The following is a 17,791-nucleotide window of genomic DNA, read 5'->3' as shown; positions in this document are numbered from 1 at the left end:
GTGTCCGTGCAGTCGATGACCACGACCCGTACGTCCGACATCGGTGCGACGCTGCAGCAGATCGCGGAGCTGACGGCGTCGGGCTGCCAGATCGTGCGGGTGGCGTGTCCGACGCAGGACGACGCCGACGCGCTCGCGGTGATCGCGAAGAAGTCGCAGATCCCGGTGATCGCGGACATCCACTTCCAGCCGAAGTACGTCTTCGCCGCGATCGAGGCGGGCTGCGCGGCGGTCCGGGTGAACCCGGGCAACATCAAGAAGTTCGACGACCAGGTCAAGGAGATCGCCAGGGCGGCGAAGGACCACGGCACGCCGATCCGCATCGGGGTGAACGCGGGCTCGCTGGACCGGCGGCTGCTGCAGAAGTACGGCAAGGCCACCCCGGAGGCGCTGGTGGAGAGCGCGCTGTGGGAGGCGTCCCTCTTCGAGGAGCACGACTTCCGGGACATCAAGATCTCGGTGAAGCACAACGACCCGGTCGTGATGATCGAGGCGTACCGGCAGCTCGCCGAGCAGTGCGACTACCCGCTGCACCTCGGGGTGACCGAGGCCGGCCCGGCGTTCCAGGGCACCATCAAGTCGGCGGTCGCCTTCGGCGCGCTGCTCTCGCAGGGCATCGGCGACACCATCCGCGTCTCCCTGTCGGCCCCGCCGGTCGAGGAGGTCAAGGTCGGCATCCAGATCCTGGAGTCGCTGAACCTGCGCCAGCGCGGCCTGGAGATCGTCTCCTGCCCGTCCTGCGGCCGCGCCCAGGTCGACGTGTACACGCTCGCCGAAGAGGTCACCGCCGGCCTGACCGGCATGGACGTCCCGCTGCGCGTCGCCGTCATGGGCTGCGTCGTCAACGGCCCCGGCGAGGCCCGCGAAGCCGACCTCGGCGTCGCCTCCGGCAACGGCAAGGGCCAGATCTTCGTCAAGGGGGAGGTCGTCAGGACCGTCCCCGAGTCCAAGATCGTGGAGACGCTGATCGACGAGGCGATGAAGATCGCCGAGCAGATGGAGAAGGACGGCGCTTCGGGGGAGCCCGCCGTCACCGTGAGCTGAAGAGCACGGACCGAAGGGGGCACGAGCGTGACGATGCTGGAGAACATCCGGGGACCACGCGACCTGAAGGCGCTGTCCGAGGCGGAACTCGGTGAACTGTCCGACGAGATTCGTGACTTCCTGGTGCACGCGGTCGCCCGGACCGGCGGACACCTCGGGCCCAACCTGGGCGTGGTGGAACTGACCCTCGCCCTGCACCGGGTCTTCGAGTCACCGGCCGACCGCATCCTCTGGGACACCGGCCACCAGAGCTACGTGCACAAGCTGGTCACGGGCCGCCAGGACTTCTCCAAGCTGCGCGGCAAGGGCGGCCTGTCCGGCTACCCCTCGCGCGAGGAGTCCGAGCACGACGTCATCGAGAACAGCCACGCCTCCACGGCCCTCGGCTGGGCAGACGGCCTCGCCAAGGCCCGCCAGGTGCAGGGGGAGAAGGGCCACGTCGTCGCCGTGATCGGGGACGGGGCGCTCACCGGCGGCATGGCCTGGGAGGCCCTGAACAACATCGCGGCCGCCAAGGACCGGCCGCTGATCATCGTCGTCAACGACAACGAGCGGTCGTACGCGCCGACCATCGGCGGCCTCGCCAACCACCTCGCGACCCTGCGCACGACCGACGGCTACGAGAAGATGCTGGCGTGGGGCAAGGACGTCCTCCAGCGCACCCCCGTGGTCGGCAACACCGTCTACGAGGCCCTGCACGGCGCCAAGAAGGGCTTCAAGGACGCCTTCGCACCCCAGGGCCTGTTCGAGGACCTGGGCCTGAAGTACGTCGGCCCGATCGACGGGCACGACATCAGGGCCGTGGAGTCCGCGCTGCGGCGTGCGAAACGCTTCCACGGGCCGGTGCTCGTGCACTGCCTCACGGAGAAGGGCCGCGGCTACGAACCGGCCCTCGCCCACGAGGAGGACCACTTCCACACGGTCGGCGTGATGGACCCGCTCACCTGCGAACCGCTCGCGCCCGCGCGCGGGCCGTCCTGGACGTCCGTGTTCGGCGACGAGATCGTGCGGATCGGCGAGGAACGCGACGACGTCGTGGCGATCACGGCCGCCATGCTGCACCCGGTCGGGCTCGGCCCCTTCGCCGAACGGTTCCCCGAGCGGATCTGGGACGTCGGCATAGCCGAGCAGCACGCGGCCGTGTCCGCGGCGGGGCTGGCGACGGGCGGACTGCACCCGGTCGTCGCCGTCTACGCCACCTTCCTCAACCGCGCCTTCGACCAGCTCCTGATGGACGTGGCCCTGCACCGCTGCGGCGTCACCTTCGTCCTGGACCGGGCCGGCGTCACCGGCGCCGACGGCGCCTCCCACAACGGCATGTGGGACATGTCCGTCCTCCAGGTCGTGCCGGGGCTGCGGATCGCCGCGCCGCGCGACGCCGACCAGCTGCGCGCCCAGCTGCGCGAGGCGGTCGCCGTCGACGACGCGCCCACGCTGCTGCGCTTCCCGAAGGAGTCCGTCGGCCCCGCCGTCCCCACCGTCGACCGGATCGGAGGCATGGACGTCCTGCACGCCGCCGACGGACCCGCGGTGCTGCTCGTCGCCGTCGGCGTGATGGCCCCCGTCTGCCTCCAGGCGGCCGAGCTGCTTCAGGCCCGCGGCATCGGGTGCACCGTGGTGGACCCCCGCTGGGTCAAACCCGTCGACCCGGCGCTGCCGGGGCTGGCCGCCCGGCACCGGCTGGTGGCCGTCGTCGAGGACAACAGCCGCGCGGCCGGGGTCGGTTCCGCGGTGGCGCTGGCACTGGGCGACGCGGAGGTCGACGTACCCGTACGGCGGTTCGGCATCCCGGAGCAGTTCCTCGCGCACGCCAAGCGCGCCGAGGTGCTCGCCGACATCGGCCTCACGCCCGTCGAGATCGCCGGCCGGATCAGCGCGAGCCTGGCCGTCAAGGAGCAGGCCGGGGACGGCACCGCCGTCCTGCCAGGGCAAGGAGAGAACTGAATGACCAAGGAGTTCGACCTCGGCAGACTCTTGGCCGAGCGCGGAGCCGAGCGCTACGAGCTGCACACCCGGCACCTCAACCACCAGCTACCGCGGATGCTGCGAACCATCGGCTTCGACCGGGTCTACGAACGTGCCGAGGGCGCGTACTTCTGGGACGCGGACGGCGACGACTACCTGGACATGCTCGCCGGGTTCGGGGTGATGGGGCTGGGCCGCCACCACCCCGTCGTCCGCAAGGCGCTGCACGACGTCCTCGACGCCTCCCTGGCCGACCTGACCCGGTTCGACTGCCCCCCGCTGCCCGGACTGCTGGCCGAGAAGCTGCTGTCCTACAGTCCGCACCTGGACCGGGTGTTCTTCGGCAACAGCGGCACGGAGGCGGTCGAGACCGCGTTGAAGTTCGCCCGGTACGCCACCGGCAGGCCGAGGATCCTGTACTGCTCGCACGCCTTCCACGGGCTGACCACCGGCTCGCTGTCCGTCAACGGAGAGGCCGGCTTCCGGGACGGCTTCGCCCCGCTGCTGCCGGACACCGCCGTGCCGCTCGGTGACCTCGACGCCCTCGCCCGGGAGCTGAAGAAGGGCGACGTCGCCGCGCTGATCGTGGAGCCCATCCAGGGCAAGGGAGTGCACGAGGCCCCGCCCGGCTATCTGAGGGGCGCGCAGGAGCTGCTGCACCGGCACAAGGCCCTGCTGATCGCCGACGAGGTGCAGACGGGCCTCGGCCGGACCGGGAGGTTCTACGCCTACCAGCACGCGGAGGGCGTCGAGCCGGACCTGGTGTGCGTGGCCAAGTCGCTGTCCGGCGGATACGTACCCGTGGGCGCCACCCTGGGCAAGGACTGGATCTTCCGGAAGGTGTACTCGTCCATGGACCGCGTGCTGGTCCACTCGGCGAGCTTCGGGTCCAACGCGCAGGCGATGGCGGCCGGGCTCGCCGTGCTGGCGGTGATGGAGAACGAGGAGATCGTGGCGAACGCCGCGGCCGTCGGCGAGCGGCTGAGGTCGCGGCTGGCGGCGCTGGTGGACACCTACGAACTCCTCGCCGACGTCCGCGGCCGGGGCCTGATGATCGGCATCGAGTTCGGCCGGCCGAGGTCGCTGAAGCTGCGCAGCCGCTGGACGATGCTCCAGGCCGCGCGCAAGGGACTGTTCGCCCAGATGGTGGTGGTGCCGCTGCTGCAACGGCACCGGATCCTGACACAGGTCTCCGGCGACCACCTGGAGGTGATCAAACTGATCCCGCCGCTGATCATCGGTGAGCGGGAGGCGGACCGGTTCGTCGACGCGTTCACCGAGGTGATGGACGACGCCCACAACGGCGGCGGACTGATGTGGGACTTCGGCAAGACCCTGGTCAAGCAGGCGGTGGGCAACCGGTAGGGGATCTTTGCCGCTGTTTGCCTCACAGGCAAGAAAATTGCCTCATTGGCAACGGTCGGGCTCAATGGAGGTATGAGCTCCCCCGAGACCGATCCGCCGGTCGACCCCGCGGAAGCGGTGTCCGTCGTGGCGCCGCACCTGCGTGCCCTGCGGCGCCGGGCCGCCCTCACGCTGGAGGCCGCGGCCCGCGCCGCCGGCCTGTCACCGGCCCACCTGTCCCGCCTGGAGACCGGGCAGCGCCAGCCCTCGCTGCCGATGCTGCTCGCCCTCGCCCGCATCTACGGTACGACCGTCTCGGAACTGCTCGGCGAGACGGTCGCCGACCGGGACGCGGTCGTGCGCGCCGCCGACATGGAGCCTACGGTGGCGGGCGGCTGGACGTACTGGCAGGCCGGGTCCTCCGGCCGCGGCATGCAGGCCCTGCGCGTCCATGTGCCGTACGGCTCGCAGGGCGACATCGTGCGCGTGCACCCCGGCGAGGAATGGCTCCACGTACTGCGGGGCCGGCTGCGGCTGCGCCTCGGGGACACCGCCCACCTGCTCGGCCCGGGCGACAGCGCGCACTTCGACTCGCTGACCCCGCACCGGATAGCCGCCCGGGACACCGACGGGGTCGATCTCCTCTTCGTGCACACCCTGCTGCAGAGCCCCACGGCCGCGCTGTGCCTCGGACCCGCAACCACCCCGCCCCACCCCACCTATGGAGAGACGCCATGAGCGACATGGAGGAGAAGCTTCCGCGCACCCTGTGGATCCGGCTGGTCATCTACATCGCCGTGGGCCATGTCTTCGCGGGATTCATCTGGCTGCTCTTCGAGGTGGGAGCCAAGTAGCCGCCCGGCCCGGCCGGGCTCAGTCCAGCATGCGCTCGCGCAGCCGCTCCCGGGTCCCGGGGGTGAGGCGCAGGCCCTGCTCCAGATAGGCGTCGACCCCGCCCCAGGTCTCCTCGACGGTCTCGAAGGCCGCCGCCAGGTACTCGGCGCGGGCGTCGAACAGCGGGCTGAGCAGTTCCATGACCTCGGGGGAGTAGGCCGAGGCGGAGGTGGAGCTGCGGCGCACCTTGTAGCGGCGGTGCTTGGCGTTCGACTTCAGGTAGTCGTCGAGGATGGCGTCGCGCTCGACGCCCAGGGCGAGCAGGGTGACGGCGATGGACAGGCCCGCGCGGTCCTTGCCGGCCGCGCAGTGCATCAGGGCCGGGACGCTGTCCTCCGCGAGCGCGTGCAGCACCTGGGAGTGCTCCGCCGTGCGCTCCTTGACGATCATGCGGTAGGAGTCGATCATCCGGGTCGCGCCCTTGCCGTCCGCCAGGATCTCGCGCAGCTGGTCCAGGTCGCCGTCGCGGACCATCTTCCAGAACTCGGCACCGTCGGCCGGGTCGCTCAGCGGGAGGTTCACATTGCGCACGCCCGGCAGTGCGACGTCCGGGCCCTCGAGCTTCTGGTCGGCCGCGTTGCGGAAGTCGAAGATGGTGTGCAGGCCCAGGGAGGAGAGGAAGGCGGCGTCGTCCTCGGTGGCGTGCGCGAGGTGACCGCTGCGGAACAGCACTCCGTGCCGCACCCGGCGCCCGTCCACGGTCGGCAGGCCACCCACGTCGCGGAAGTTGCGCACGCCGGTCAGTTCGGGCTCGGTAGACGGGACCTGCTGCGTCACGAGGGCTCCTCCCACTCCGCCCCGCCGACACTGCTCGTCGGCGGGCACCGAGTCGACGATACGGCATCCCCTGTCTGCGGTAATGAGTTGTCCACAGGTGATGTGTGCCGACTGTTGTGCATTTGGGCGTTCTGCCCGAATTGATATTTTGTCCCCAACTCGCTCTGGAATGAGCGGCGCTGGTTTCCGCCTGCGTGAGGAGTGTCATATCGTGACGGTGCGTCGTCCGTCATGTTCACGTAATTCATGCGTTTCTCAAGGCCTTTTGTGTGAAGCGGCCTTCTCGGAATCGACGGAGGGTGACCGGTAATTCCCGTAAAGGATCAAGTGAAACACCTGCCCGGGGAACCCCTCGCTTGTCCCTTTGCGTCTTGGTCCCTTACGTTCACCACCGATCCGGACGGACGCCTAATCCTGCCGCCGACCGGAGCCCGCATTCATCCACCACCCGTACACGGCAGGAGCGGGGGACCCACAGGTACAACCGCCTGTTCCGGTCTCAGGAACGGCTTGGGGTAAAGCCGCGTCACGGCGCGGCCGGGCATCTCCAGCCCGCACCCGACAGCTCACCTCGCAGGCGCCGGAGAGGAATTCGCCATGCCCGCGAAGGGTAAGCACCGCCGCACCAAGGCTCAGCGTCTGACCCGCACCATCGCCGTCGCCGGCACCGGTGGCGCCGCGCTCGCGCTTCCGCTCATGGGGGCCGCCGCCGCCCACGCCGCCCCCGCGCACTCCGTTTCGGAAAAGGCCGTTCAGTCCGTTCCGGTGAAGGCGCAGAAGAAGGCCGACGAAAACTCCGGCACGCGGACGTACACCGTGAAGCACGGTGACTACCTCGCGAAGATCGCCGACGAGCAGAACGTCGACGGCGGCTGGAAGAAGCTCTACGCCGACAATCGCGAGGCCGTCGGTTCCGACCCGTCGCTGATTCACCCCGGCCTGGAGCTCTCGATCGGCGGCAAGGCCGCCAAGAGCACCGCCGCGTCGCCCGAGTCCGCCGCCCCGTCCCCGTCCTCCGAGAAGACCTCCCGTCCGGCGGCGCCGGCGTCGAAGGCCTCGGACAAGTCCTCTGGTGCCTCCGCCGGCGAGGCGGCCCCGCAGTCCGCCGGGACCAAGAGCGCCTCCACCGGCTACACCTCTCCCGTGCCCGCCGGCACCCTCGGCACCCCGTACCACCAGACCGGCAGCATGTGGTCCAGCGGCTACCACACCGGCACCGACTTCGTCGTCCCGACCGGCACCTCGCTCAAGGCCGTCGGCGCGGGCACGGTCGTCTCCGCCGGCTGGGGCGGCGCGTACGGCAACCAGGTCGTCATCAAGCTCGCCGACGGCCACTACGCCCAGTACGCCCACCTGTCCTCGATCTCCGTCTCCAACGGCCAGACCGTGACCGCCGGCCAGCAGATCGGCCTCTCCGGTGCCACCGGCAACGTGACCGGCCCGCACCTGCACTTCGAGATCCGCACCACGCCGAACTACGGCTCGGACGTCGACCCGGTCGCCTACCTGCGCTCGCACGGCGTCTCCCTCTGACGCGACCTCTGACGCGACGGCGCCTGACGCCACCCGAGGCCGGACCCCGATCCAGGGTCCGGCCTTCGGCGTACCCGGTGCAGGGCGCGCGGATATTCCGGAGTTGGCGAACACTTTAGGAGTGGCTTTTCTCACCGCCCGTCAACCCCTTCCTACGGTCGCGTAGGTCACATTCGAAGGTGAATCATGGGCCGACGTGGCAGACGATTCGAAGAGTGACAGCAGAGCAGTGATCGGGTCGTACGTGGCGGTGGGGGACAGCTTCACCGAGGGCGTCGGAGACCCCGGCCCCGACGGGGCGTTCGTCGGCTGGGCCGACCGGTTCGCCGTCCTGCTCGCGGACCGGCGCCCCGAGGGCGACTTCACGTACACGAACCTCGCCGTGCGCGGCAAGTTGCTCGACCAGATCGTGGCGGACCAGGTGCCCCGAGCCGTCGAACTCGCTCCGGACCTGGTCTCGTTCTGCGCGGGCGGCAACGACATCATCCGGCCCGGCACCGACCCCGACGAGGTCGCCGAGCGCTTCGAGCGGGCCGTGGCCGCCCTGGCCGCCGCGGCGGGCACTGTGCTGGTGACGACCGGCTTCGACACCCGCGGGGTGCCCGTGCTCAAGCATCTGCGCGGCAAGATCGCCACCTACAACGGGCACGTCAGGGCCATCGCCGACCGATACGGCTGCCCGGTGCTCGACCTGTGGTCGCTGCGCAGCGTCCAGGACCGCAGGGCCTGGGACGCCGACCGGCTGCACCTGTCGCCCGAGGGGCACACGCGCGTGGCACTGCGCGCGGGCCAGGCGCTCGGCCTGCGGATCCCGGCCGACCCGGAACAGCCCTGGCCGCCGCTGCCGCCGCGCGGCACACTCGACGTCCGGCGCGACGACGTCCACTGGGCGCGCGAGTACCTGGTTCCGTGGATCGGGCGGCGGCTGCGTGGCCGGTCGTCCGGGGACCATGTCACGGCGAAGGGGACGCTGTCGCCGGACGACATCAGGACGCGGATCGCCGCGGTGGCCTGAGGACGGTCCCGGCTCCCTCGTGCGGGAAGCCGTCGACGCGGTCCGGTCCGGGCGCGGTTGCCGGGCGCGGGGCGGACGCCTCGCGCCTCGCAGTTCCGCGCGCCGTCCCGCCGCACCCGACCGGACTCCCGCCGGTGCGTCACCCTAGACGGACGTCCGGCGGGCGTCGCCGAGGTCGCAGGAGTCCTTGAAGCCCTGACTGGTCAGGCCGAGCGCCGAGTTGATGCGGGAGCGCAGGTTCTCCACGGCGACCATGGCCGTCAGCTCCACGAACGCGGGCTCGCCCAGGCGGCTGCGCAGCCGTTCGGCCAGTTCGTCGCCGACCGTGGGCGGAGTCGCCGTGACGGCCTCGGCGTACTCCATGACGTCACGCTCCAGCGGCGTGTAGACGTCGCTCTCCCGCCACACCGGCACGTCGTGGAGCTTGCGCCGGTCCATGCCGCGCTCGGCATTCTCCCAGTACCCGAAGTCCATGCACCAGGAGCAGCCGATCGAGGCCGCGGAGGCCATGACCGCGAGCGCCTTCAGATCGGAGTCCAGCTTGTTCCACTTGGCCACGGACTGCTCGAACCGGAGGTCGCCCCAGAGCACCCGGGGGTTGTGGGCGAGCGCCTTGCCGGGGTCGAGGACCTTGCCGTACGTGCGCCTGGAGTACCACTCCATGACACGGAAGAAGAGCGTCCGGGGCGGGGTGAGCGATACGCGGGCCATGAGGGCCACCTTCCTGTCCGTCGTTCCGTTCCGGGCGCTCCTCCGGGGGCGCCCTCATCGATACGACGGAGGCAGGGGGCGCGGACGTGACATCGGGCGGGCCGGGCGGACTGCCGGGGCCGACCCGGCGCCGTCGCACCGGCGGCCCATAATGAGATCCTTGCCTACTCCACCTGGAGGTAACGTGGCCGGTTTCCGTATCCCGAACCCCGGATTCCGCGTGCCGCGGCCCGCGGCCTTCGGCGTGGACCCGAGCGGTGAGCGCATGGCGCGCATCCGCAGGTCGCCGCACTTCCGCGACGGCGTCTTCCAGAACCCCGGGGGCACGGCCCGGACCCGGCCCTCCGGATCGGCAGGGGAGTTCGCCAGGATCTACTTCGACAAGCAGGCGCGGCTGAACCGGGCCCCGAGGGGCACGGTGCCCGTGCACGCCACCACGCTGGCGGACCTCGCCCGGCCGCCCGCCACCGGGCTGCGGCTGACCTGGACGGGGCACTCCAGCGTGCTGGCCGAGATCGACGGGCAGCGGGTGCTGTTCGACCCCGTCTGGGGCGAGCGCTGCTCCCCGTTCCCCTTCGCCGGACCCAAGCGGCTCCACCCCGCCCCGGTGCCGCTGGCCGCCCTCGGCCCGGTGGACGTCGTCGTGATCTCGCACGACCACTACGACCATCTGGACCTGCCCACGATCAAGGCGCTGGCCGGCACGGACACCGTGTTCGCCGTACCCCTCGGCGTCGGCGCCCATCTCGAACACTGGGGGGTGCCGGCCGCCCGGCTGCGCGAGCTGGACTGGCACGAGTCGACGCGCATCGGCGGTCTCACCCTGACCGCCACCCCGGCCCGCCACTTCTGCGGCCGCGGCCTGCGCAACACCCAGCACACCCTCTGGGCGTCCTGGGTCGTCGCCGGAGAGCGGCACCGCGTCTACCACAGCGGTGACACGGGCTACTTCGAGGGCTTCAAGGACATCGGCGCCGCGCACGGCCCGTTCGACGCCACGATGATCCAGATCGGGGCGTACTCGGAGTTCTGGCCCGACATCCACATGACGCCCGAGGAGGGTGTAAGGGCCCACCTCGACCTGCAGGGCGGCGGGCCGGGCGGTGTCCTGCTGCCGATCCACTGGGGGACCTTCAACCTGGCGCCGCATCCGTGGGCGGAGCCGGGGGAATGGACGAAGGACGCCGCCGAGGAGGCGGGGCAGGCGGTGGCCCTGCCGCGGCCCGGCGAGCCCTTCGAACCGGCGGGGAAGGTGCCCGTGGACCCCTGGTGGCGTGCCGTGGCTCACCCGATGGCGCACCCCTGGCGCCGCCCCGGGGCCGTGAGCGCGGGCAAGGAGGGCCCGGTCCCCGGAGACCTGGATCTGGCGGGCGAGCGCTGACCCCGCTCATGGGGCCCTGCGCTCCAGCCGGGCCGCGAGTGCTTCGGGCATGTCGTCCCGGTTGGCCGGCGTGAGGTGGACGACCTCGACGTCGGGGCGCTGCTTGAGGGCGTCGGTGAACGGGTCCGGTCGCGCCTGAACCGTGGCGACGATGTCCCCGGCGGCGCTGTCGAACAGCGCCCGGACCGCGTCCCGGAACGGGGCCCAGGCCAGCTCCATCCTGCCGAGCTCGTCGATGAGAACGAGCCGCCCGGGCGCCGCCGCCGGCCGGAGCGACGGCAGCGCCAGCCGTTCCATGACGCTCAGATCGACCCCGTACCGCCCGACACGAGTCGGGCCCGGGAAGTCCCTGTGGGCGAGGACCGACCGCCTGCCCGACAGTGTCTCCAGGGCGAAACCGACCCGGGTACCGGCCTGCCGGATCTCCTCCGTGGTGAAGCCCACGGCCTCGCGGGTGCGCAGCAGCGCCGCCAGCCGGCGCACGGCGGTCGTCTTGCCCACGCCCGGACGCCCTTCGAGCAGAATCCTTGTCGGCACAACGCCATCATCGGCGCGCGTCCGACGGGCGGATGCCGCTGATCGGGTGTTCCGCCCCGCGGGCCGGCCTCCGCGCCGCCGCCGGGACACGGCCGCACCGCCGCCGCTTCTTCCGCCTGTACGCCCTGGCCGGCTGTACGGCGCCCCGGTCGGCCGTATCAGCGCTGACCGTAGCCATGGGCGCCGTACAGCCGGACGAAGCAGGCCGACGTGACCGTCGCGCGGCGCACGAGGCCCTGGGGCCGCCGCTCGTACAGCTCGACCCGTTCGAATCCGCCGGGGCCGATGGGCTGGACGAGCCGGCCACCGGTCCGCAGCTGTGCGACGAGCGGCTCCGGCACCTCCGGGAAGGCCGCGCAGACGATGACGGCGTCGTACGGAGCACGGGCCGGCAGGCCGAGGGTTCCGTCGCCGACGGCGACCTCGGCGTTGTCGACGGCCTGCCCGGCGAGCCGGCGCCGGGCCTCCTCGGCCAGGTCCGGCCAGCGCTCGACGCTGACCACGGACGCGGTGAGGCGGGCCAGCAGCGCGGTCTGCCAGCCGTAGCCGGTGCCGATCTCCAGGACGCCTTCGCCTCCGGTGAGGCCGAGCGCGCAGACCATCATGGCGACCAGCGACGGCTGAGTGGTCACCTGGTCGTGGGGGAGCGGTACGGGCCTGTCGCGGTACGCCGACGCCACGTGCTCGGCGGGGACGAACTCCGCCCGCGGGGTGACCCGGAGGGCCTCCAGAAGACGCTCGTCCGTCACCCCCGCGGCCCGCGCCGCACGGACCAGGTCCTCGGGAGACGGTTCATGAGCCATGGGTCACCGGGCTCGGTCGCGGTGCGCAGGGGACTTCAAGAACGACAACATCATCGCCACTCCTCGTCGGTGCTCTCCCCTTCGATGATGCGCGCCCGTCGAGTTCCCGGCACTCACCCGTTCGACCCGGTGCCGCCCTCTTGACCTTTGTGGCCCCACCCACTAATTTGCGCTGGAAGCCGATCCATGATTACGGAAAGGAGGCGACCGGCGGATGTACACCAGCTCTGATCCCGGTCGCCTCGCCCGCCGTACGGTCTGGGTTCCGGGTCGGATCGCGCACGGCTGCTGAGCAGGCCGTTCCACTGTGCCCCTTCGTGGCACGTTCTGAGTTTTCCCTCACCACTTCCCCGGCACATCGCTTTTGCGTGCCGTATTGCGCCCGCTTCTCTCACGTGGCGCCATTGAACACAGAAGGCTGCCCGAAATTGGCGAACATGATGAAACGACGGATCGTGCACCGGAATGAAGGCCCGTCATGGTGACGGCACGCATCACGGTCAATGGGAAAGAAACACCGATTTCACCGGCCGCACCCCACACCACGGTGCTGGACTTTCTGCGCGAGCGTGGCCTCACCGGCACCAAGGAAGGCTGCGCGGAGGGCGAGTGCGGCGCCTGCTCGGTCCTGGTGGCACGTGCCGGGGTGAACAAGCCCACCGACTGGGTGGCGGTCAACGCCTGTCTCGTCCCGGTCGCGGCGCTCGACGGCCAGGAGGTCGTCACCTCAGAAGGCCTCGCCACCGCCGGCGAACCCGGCATGCCGCCCGTCCTGCACCCGGTGCAGGAGGAGATGGCGGTCCGGGGCGGCTCCCAGTGCGGCTACTGCACACCGGGATTCGTCTGCAGCATGGCCGCCGAGTACTACCGGCCCGACCGCTGCGCGCACGCGGACCCGGCCGGCGGCACCGACGCCGAGCACGGTCCCAACGGTTTCGATCTGCACGCGCTGAGCGGAAACCTGTGCCGCTGCACCGGCTACCGCCCGATCCGCGATGCCGCGTTCGCCGTGGGGGAACCCACCGATGACGACCCGCTGGCGCAGCGCCGCGAGCAGTCCCCTCCCGCACCCGTCGCCACCGAATACGCCCAGGACGACAGGGTGTTCCTGCGCAGGAGCACCCTGGCCGAGACGTTGCGGCTGCTGCGCGAGCAGCCCGACTCGGTGGTGGTCGCCGGCTCCACCGACTGGGGCGTCGAGGTCAACATCCGCTCCCGTCGGGCCGATTGCGTGATCGCCGTCGACCGGCTGCCCGAACTGCGGGAGCTGAGGGTCGAGTCGGACCACATCGAGATCGGGGCGGCGCTGACCCTCACCGAGATCGAGCGCCGCCTCGACGGCCAAGTCCCGCTCCTGGCCCAGCTGTTCCCGCAGTTCGCCTCCCGGCTCATCCGCAACAGCGCGACCCTCGGCGGCAACCTGGGCACCGGCTCCCCCATCGGTGACAGCCCGCCGGTGCTGCTCGCGCTGGAGGCGTCGGTGGTGCTCGCCGACGCCGACGGCGAGCGCGAGGTCCCGCTCGCGGAGTACTTCACCGGCTACCGGCAGAGCGTGCGCCGTCGCGGCGAGCTGATCCGCTCGGTGCGCGTCCCGCTGCCGCCGTCACCGGTCGCGGCCTTCCACAAGATCGCCAAGCGGCGCTTCGACGACATCTCCAGCGTCGCCGTCGCCTTCGCGCTCGACCTCGAGGACGGCATCGTCCGTAAGGCCCGCATCGGCCTGGGCGGCGTCGCCGCCACCCCGATCCGCGCGCTCGCCACCGAGGCCGCCCTGGAGGGCAAGCCGTGGTCGGCGGAGACCGTCGAGGCCGCGGCGCGGGTGCTGCGGGGCGAGGGCACCCCGATGGACGACCATCGGGCCAGCTCCCTCTACCGTTCCGCGATGCTCGGCCAGAGCCTGCTGAAGCTGTACGCGCAGACCCCGGAGGCGGTGTCGTCGTGAGCCATCTGTCCGAGCGTCCCGAGAAGCCCGTCGTCGGTGTCCCGATGCCGCACGAGAGTGCCGCCCTGCACGTCACCGGCACCGCGCTCTACACCGACGACCTGGTCCACCGCACCAAGGACGTGCTGCACGCCCACCCGGTCCAGGTCATGAAGGCCCACGGGAGGATCACCGCGCTGCGCACCGAGCCCGCGCTCGCCGTGCCCGGTGTGGTCCGCGTGCTGACCGGTGCCGACGTGCCCGGCGTCAACGACGCCGGCATGAAGCACGACGAACCGCTCTTCCCCGACGAGGTCATGTTCCACGGCCACGCGGTCGCCTGGGTGCTCGGCGAGACCCTGGAGGCGGCCCGGCTCGGCGCGGCGGCCGTCGAGGTGGAACTCGACGAACTGCCCGCTCTGGTCACCTTGCAGGACGCCATGGCGGCCGGCAGCTACCACGGGGCGAAGCCCCTGATGGAGACCGGCGACGTCGACGCGGGCTTCGCGGACTCCGCGCACGTGTTCACCGGCGAGTTCCAGTTCGCCGGGCAGGAGCACTTCTACCTGGAGACGCACGCGGCGCTGGCCCAGGTCGACGAGAACGGCCAGCTGTTCATCCAGAGCAGCACCCAGCACCCCTCGGAGACCCAGGAGATCGTCTCCCATGTGCTCGGCGTGCCCGCCCACGAGGTGACCGTGCAGTGCCTGCGGATGGGCGGCGGCTTCGGCGGCAAGGAGATGCAGCCGCACGGCTTCGCGGCCGTCGCCGCGCTCGGCGCCAAGCTGACCGGCCGCCCCGTCCGCTTCCGGCTCAACCGCACGCAGGACATGACCATGTCCGGCAAGCGGCACGGATTCCACGCCTCCTGGAAGATCGGCTTCGACGCCGACGGCCGTATCCAGGCGCTGGACGCCACGCTGACCGCGGACGGCGGCTGGAGCCTGGACCTGTCCGAGCCGGTGCTGGCGCGGGCGCTGTGCCACATCGACAACACCTACTGGATCCCCAACGCGCGTGTCGCCGGCCGGATCGCCAGGACCAACACGGTCTCCAACACCGCCTTCCGCGGCTTCGGCGGCCCGCAGGGCATGCTGGTGATCGAGGACATCCTCGGCCGCTGCGCGCCCAGGCTGGGCCTGGACCCGATGGAGCTGCGGGAGCGCAACTTCTACCGGCCGGGCCAGGGCCAGACCACGCCGTACGGGCAGCCGGTCACCCAGCCGGAGCGGATCTCCACCGTCTGGCAGCAGGTCAAGGACAGTGCCGGACTCGCCGACCGCAAGCGGGAGATCGCCGCCTTCAACGCCGCGCACCCGCACACCAAGCGGGCGCTCGCGCTCACCGGCATCAAGTTCGGCATCTCCTTCAACCTCACCGCCTTCAACCAGGGCGGCGCGCTGGTGCTGATCTACAAGGACGGCTCCGTCCTGATCAACCACGGCGGCACCGAGATGGGCCAGGGCCTGCACACCAAGATGATGCAGGTGGCCGCGACCACTCTGGGCATCCCGCTGCACAAGGTCCGCCTCGCCCCGACCCGCACCGACAAGGTGCCCAACACCTCGGCCACCGCCGCCAGTTCGGGCGCCGACCTGAACGGCGGGGCGGTCAAGAACGCCTGTGAGCAGCTGCGCGAGCGGCTGGTGCGGGTGGCCGCCACCCGGCTCGGCGGCAACGCCTCCGACGTGCGCATCGTCGAGGGCGTCGCCCGCGTCCTCGGCAGCGACAAGGAACTGGCCTGGGACGACCTGGTGCGCACGGCGTACTTCCAGCGGGTCCAGCTGTCGGCGGCCGGCTTCTACCGGACCGAGGGGCTGCACTGGGACGCCAAGACGTTCCGGGGCTCGCCGTTCAAGTACTTCGCGTACGGCGCCGCCGCCACCGAGGTGGAGGTGGACGGCTTCACCGGCGCCTACCGCATCCGCCGGGTGGACATCGTCCACGACGTCGGCGACAGCCTCTCCCCGATGATCGACATCGGTCAGGTCGAGGGCGGCTTCGTGCAGGGCGCGGGCTGGCTGACCCTGGAGGACCTGCGCTGGGACACCGGCGACGGACCCCACCGCGGCCGGCTGCTCACCCAGGCGGCAAGCACGTACAAGCTGCCGAGCTTCTCGGAGATGCCCGAGGAGTTCAACGTCACGCTGCTGGAGAACGCCACCGAGGAGGGCGCGGTCTACGGCTCCAAGGCGGTCGGTGAGCCCCCGCTGATGCTGGCGTTCTCGGTGCGCGAGGCGCTGCGGCAGGCCGCCGCCGCGTTCGGGCCGAGCGGCGTCGGCGTCGAACTGGCCTCGCCCGCGACGCCGGAGGCGGTGTACTGGGCGATCCAGGCGGCACGCCAGGGCGGTTCCCCCGGTTCCTCCGACGCCGGTGAGAGCCGTACCGGGATCGGGTCCGCCGACGGCGGGGACCGGGCCGGCGCGGAAGCGCTGAGCGGTGCCTGACATGACGTGGGTCGCCGCGGTCGCACGGTTGCGGGCGCGCCGGGAGCCCGGCGTGCTGGTGACCGTCGCGACCGTGCGCGGCCACGCTCCGCGCGACGCCGGTGCGAAACTCGTCGTGGGGCGGACCGGGACGTGGGGCTCGATCGGCGGCGGCAATGTCGAGGCCGTGGCGATCGACCGGGCCCGGGAGATGATCGCCGCGTCCGAGACGCAGCCGGAGCTGATCGATTTCGCCCTGAACGAGAAGGTGACCAACCGGCACGGCGTGCAGTGCTGCGGCGGCACGGTCTCGGTGCTGCTGGAACCGCTGCCGGTGGTACGGGCGGTGGCGATCTTCGGCATCGGGCACGTCGGCCTGGAACTGGCGCGCATCCTGGCACGTCAGGACCTCGACCTCCATCTGGTCGACAGCCGCTCCGACATCCTCACCGAGGAGCGGCTCGGCGTGCTGGCGGACGCGGTGGCACAGCTGCATGTGCATCACACACCGCTGCTGCCGGAGGAGGTACTGGCGGAACTGCCGCACGGCACCCACGTCCTGATCATGACTCATGATCACGCCGAGGACGCCGCGCTGTGCGACGCCGCCCTGCGCACACCCCGTCTCGGCTCCATCGGGCTGATCGGGTCGGCGGCCAAGTGGGCGCGGTTCCGCAAGCGCCTCGCCACCGAGGGCGGTCACGACGACGCCACCATCGACCGGATCAAGACCCCGATCGGGCTGGCCGGCATCACCGGCAAGGAACCCGCGACCATCGCCGTGAGCGTCGCCGCCGATCTGCTGCGGACCTTCGAGGCCGAGGGGAGCTGACCCTCCCGCCGGACCGGCAGGAGGTCCGCCCGGTCCGCGCTACTCAGGCCTGATCGCTTTGACCCAGTCGTCGACGGTGACGACATCCGCCCACTGCGGGAACAGTCGGTCGACGAGGACCCGGTGCACCTCCGGGTCGGTGTCCAGACAGGCGTCGGAGAGGACGGTGAGGCCGAAGTCCAGGTCGTTCGCCTGGCACAGGGTGGACAGCACGACAGCGCTGGTGGCGATGCCGGTGAGCACGAGGCTGTCGATGCCGCGTGCCCTCAGCACGACGTCGAGATCGCTGCCGGAGAACGCGCTCGCCCGTCGCTTGGTGACCACCACGTCGCCCGGCCGGGGCGCGACCTCCGGGTGGATCTCGGTGCCCGGGGCACCCTCGACGTAGAGGCCGGCCTGAGCGATGGCGGTGAGAGCCCTGTTGCGCGTGCCGACTTCGGGGAAGCCGGGACGTAGCGCGATGACGACGTAGATCACGGGGATGCCCGCCGCCCGGGCCCCGTCGATCGCCCTGCGCACGCGCGGCAGATAGCCGGAGCCGTCGTCGGCGATGTCCACGATGGCGCGCTGGACGTCCATCACGAGAAGGGCGCTGCTCATGTTGTCTC

Annotated in this window: 16 protein-coding genes and 1 riboswitch; of the genes, 11 read left to right on the top strand and 5 right to left on the bottom strand. The window is 71.2% G+C overall.

Annotated elements, in window-relative coordinates; genetic code table 11:
• From ispG to H0H10_RS07815, 5 genes are all read left to right on the top strand, one after another.
• Positions 1-1,044 (top strand): flavodoxin-dependent (E)-4-hydroxy-3-methylbut-2-enyl-diphosphate synthase (ispG, locus tag H0H10_RS07835; protein ID WP_188180113.1); only part of this gene is annotated, 1,044 nt, incomplete at its 5' end.
• Positions 1,045-1,071: 27 nt separating this feature from the next.
• Positions 1,072-2,988 (top strand): 1-deoxy-D-xylulose-5-phosphate synthase, encoded by a 1,917-nt coding sequence (gene dxs, locus H0H10_RS07830; RefSeq protein WP_188180112.1) that lies wholly within the window; start codon positions 1,072-1,074, stop codon positions 2,986-2,988.
• A complete protein-coding gene (locus H0H10_RS07825; RefSeq protein ID WP_188180111.1) occupies positions 2,989-4,374 on the top strand; it encodes an aspartate aminotransferase family protein in 1,386 nt (461 codons plus the stop codon).
• A gap of 72 nt (positions 4,375-4,446) precedes the next feature.
• Complete coding sequence (locus tag H0H10_RS07820) at positions 4,447-5,091, top strand: helix-turn-helix domain-containing protein (protein ID WP_188180110.1); 645 nt, start codon at positions 4,447-4,449, stop codon at positions 5,089-5,091.
• Positions 5,088-5,207, top strand: coding sequence for a DUF6126 family protein (locus tag H0H10_RS07815; protein ID WP_188180109.1), 120 nt, complete (start codon positions 5,088-5,090; stop codon positions 5,205-5,207). The genes H0H10_RS07820 and H0H10_RS07815 overlap by 4 nt, the downstream gene beginning before the upstream one ends.
• Positions 5,208-5,226: 19 nt before the next feature.
• Here the strand turns inward: H0H10_RS07815 and H0H10_RS07810 are convergent, their stop codons facing one another.
• Positions 5,227-6,024, bottom strand: a complete 798-nt coding sequence (locus tag H0H10_RS07810; protein ID WP_188180108.1) for a tyrosine-protein phosphatase — start codon at positions 6,022-6,024, stop codon at positions 5,227-5,229.
• Positions 6,025-6,459: 435 nt separating this feature from the next.
• A riboswitch (cyclic di-AMP (ydaO/yuaA leader) is annotated at positions 6,460-6,619 on the top strand.
• A 2-nt stretch (positions 6,620-6,621) separates the two neighbouring features.
• On the opposite strand from H0H10_RS07810, the gene H0H10_RS07805 reads away from it, so the two are divergent.
• Complete coding sequence (locus H0H10_RS07805; RefSeq protein ID WP_188180107.1) at positions 6,622-7,557, top strand: M23 family metallopeptidase; 936 nt, start codon at positions 6,622-6,624, stop codon at positions 7,555-7,557.
• 229 nt (positions 7,558-7,786) lie between these two features.
• Positions 7,787-8,572 (top strand): SGNH/GDSL hydrolase family protein, encoded by a 786-nt coding sequence (locus H0H10_RS07800; RefSeq protein ID WP_188180128.1) that lies wholly within the window; start codon positions 7,787-7,789, stop codon positions 8,570-8,572.
• A gap of 144 nt (positions 8,573-8,716) precedes the next feature.
• Here the strand turns inward: H0H10_RS07800 and H0H10_RS07795 are convergent, their stop codons facing one another.
• Positions 8,717-9,283: a carboxymuconolactone decarboxylase family protein gene (locus H0H10_RS07795; protein WP_188180106.1), complete on the bottom strand. Its 567-nt coding sequence runs from the start codon at positions 9,281-9,283 to the stop codon at positions 8,717-8,719.
• A 184-nt stretch (positions 9,284-9,467) separates the two neighbouring features.
• Here H0H10_RS07795 and H0H10_RS07790 point away from each other — a divergent pair, with 184 nt between their 5' ends.
• The gene (locus H0H10_RS07790; RefSeq protein ID WP_188180105.1) at positions 9,468-10,664 is read left to right on the top strand and encodes an MBL fold metallo-hydrolase; all 1,197 of its coding nucleotides are present in this window, start codon (positions 9,468-9,470) and stop codon (positions 10,662-10,664) included.
• Between the two features lie 6 nt (positions 10,665-10,670).
• On the opposite strand, the gene H0H10_RS07785 is transcribed toward H0H10_RS07790, so the two are convergent.
• Positions 10,671-11,201 (bottom strand): nucleoside-triphosphatase, encoded by a 531-nt coding sequence (locus tag H0H10_RS07785; protein ID WP_188180104.1) that lies wholly within the window; start codon positions 11,199-11,201, stop codon positions 10,671-10,673.
• Positions 11,202-11,359: 158 nt separating this feature from the next.
• The gene (locus H0H10_RS07780) at positions 11,360-12,004 is read right to left on the bottom strand and encodes a protein-L-isoaspartate(D-aspartate) O-methyltransferase (protein ID WP_188180103.1); all 645 of its coding nucleotides are present in this window, start codon (positions 12,002-12,004) and stop codon (positions 11,360-11,362) included.
• Between the two features lie 478 nt (positions 12,005-12,482).
• Between H0H10_RS07780 and H0H10_RS07775 the strand changes: the two genes are divergently transcribed.
• The 3 genes from H0H10_RS07775 to xdhC are packed head-to-tail and all read left to right on the top strand — an operon-like array spanning position 12,483 to position 17,183.
• Positions 12,483-13,946: a xanthine dehydrogenase small subunit gene (locus H0H10_RS07775; protein ID WP_188180102.1), complete on the top strand. Its 1,464-nt coding sequence runs from the start codon at positions 12,483-12,485 to the stop codon at positions 13,944-13,946.
• Positions 13,943-16,372, top strand: a complete 2,430-nt coding sequence (gene xdhB, locus H0H10_RS07770; protein ID WP_188180101.1) for a xanthine dehydrogenase molybdopterin binding subunit — start codon at positions 13,943-13,945, stop codon at positions 16,370-16,372. The genes H0H10_RS07775 and xdhB overlap by 4 nt, the downstream gene beginning before the upstream one ends.
• Before the next feature lies 1 nt (position 16,373).
• Positions 16,374-17,183 carry a xanthine dehydrogenase accessory protein XdhC gene (gene xdhC, locus H0H10_RS07765; protein ID WP_188180100.1) on the top strand — a complete coding sequence of 270 codons (810 nt, stop codon included), beginning with the start codon at positions 16,374-16,376 and terminating at the stop codon, positions 17,181-17,183.
• A 39-nt stretch (positions 17,184-17,222) separates the two neighbouring features.
• On the opposite strand, the gene H0H10_RS07760 is transcribed toward xdhC, so the two are convergent.
• Positions 17,223-17,783: a cysteine hydrolase family protein gene (locus H0H10_RS07760; protein WP_188180099.1), complete on the bottom strand. Its 561-nt coding sequence runs from the start codon at positions 17,781-17,783 to the stop codon at positions 17,223-17,225.
• Positions 17,784-17,791 lie beyond the last annotated feature (8 nt).

The organism is Streptomyces griseicoloratus, assembly GCF_014534645.1.
Taxonomy (GTDB): Bacteria; Actinomycetota; Actinomycetes; order Streptomycetales; family Streptomycetaceae; genus Streptomyces; species Streptomyces griseicoloratus.
The sequence above is the reverse complement of the archived record's forward strand: the minus strand, read 5'-3'. Positions and strand labels throughout refer to the sequence as shown.

What these genes read in the sequence shown, in the direction of transcription:
- H0H10_RS07825 (WP_188180111.1), top strand. Translation starts at nt 2,989, where the DNA reads ATGACCAAGGAGTTCGACCTCGGCAGACTCTTGGCCGAGCGCGGAGCC.
- H0H10_RS07820 (WP_188180110.1), top strand. Translation starts at nt 4,447, where the DNA reads ATGAGCTCCCCCGAGACCGATCCGCCGGTCGACCCCGCGGAAGCGGTG.
- H0H10_RS07815 (WP_188180109.1), top strand. Translation starts at nt 5,088, where the DNA reads ATGAGCGACATGGAGGAGAAGCTTCCGCGCACCCTGTGGATCCGGCTG.
- H0H10_RS07805 (WP_188180107.1), top strand. Translation starts at nt 6,622, where the DNA reads ATGCCCGCGAAGGGTAAGCACCGCCGCACCAAGGCTCAGCGTCTGACC.
- H0H10_RS07795 (WP_188180106.1), bottom strand. Translation starts at nt 9,283, where the DNA reads ATGGCCCGCGTATCGCTCACCCCGCCCCGGACGCTCTTCTTCCGTGTC.
- H0H10_RS07780 (WP_188180103.1), bottom strand. Translation starts at nt 12,004, where the DNA reads ATGGCTCATGAACCGTCTCCCGAGGACCTGGTCCGTGCGGCGCGGGCC.
- H0H10_RS07775 (WP_188180102.1), top strand. Translation starts at nt 12,483, where the DNA reads ATGGTGACGGCACGCATCACGGTCAATGGGAAAGAAACACCGATTTCA.
- xdhC (WP_188180100.1), top strand. Translation starts at nt 16,374, where the DNA reads ATGACGTGGGTCGCCGCGGTCGCACGGTTGCGGGCGCGCCGGGAGCCC.
- H0H10_RS07760 (WP_188180099.1), bottom strand. Translation starts at nt 17,783, where the DNA reads ATGAGCAGCGCCCTTCTCGTGATGGACGTCCAGCGCGCCATCGTGGAC.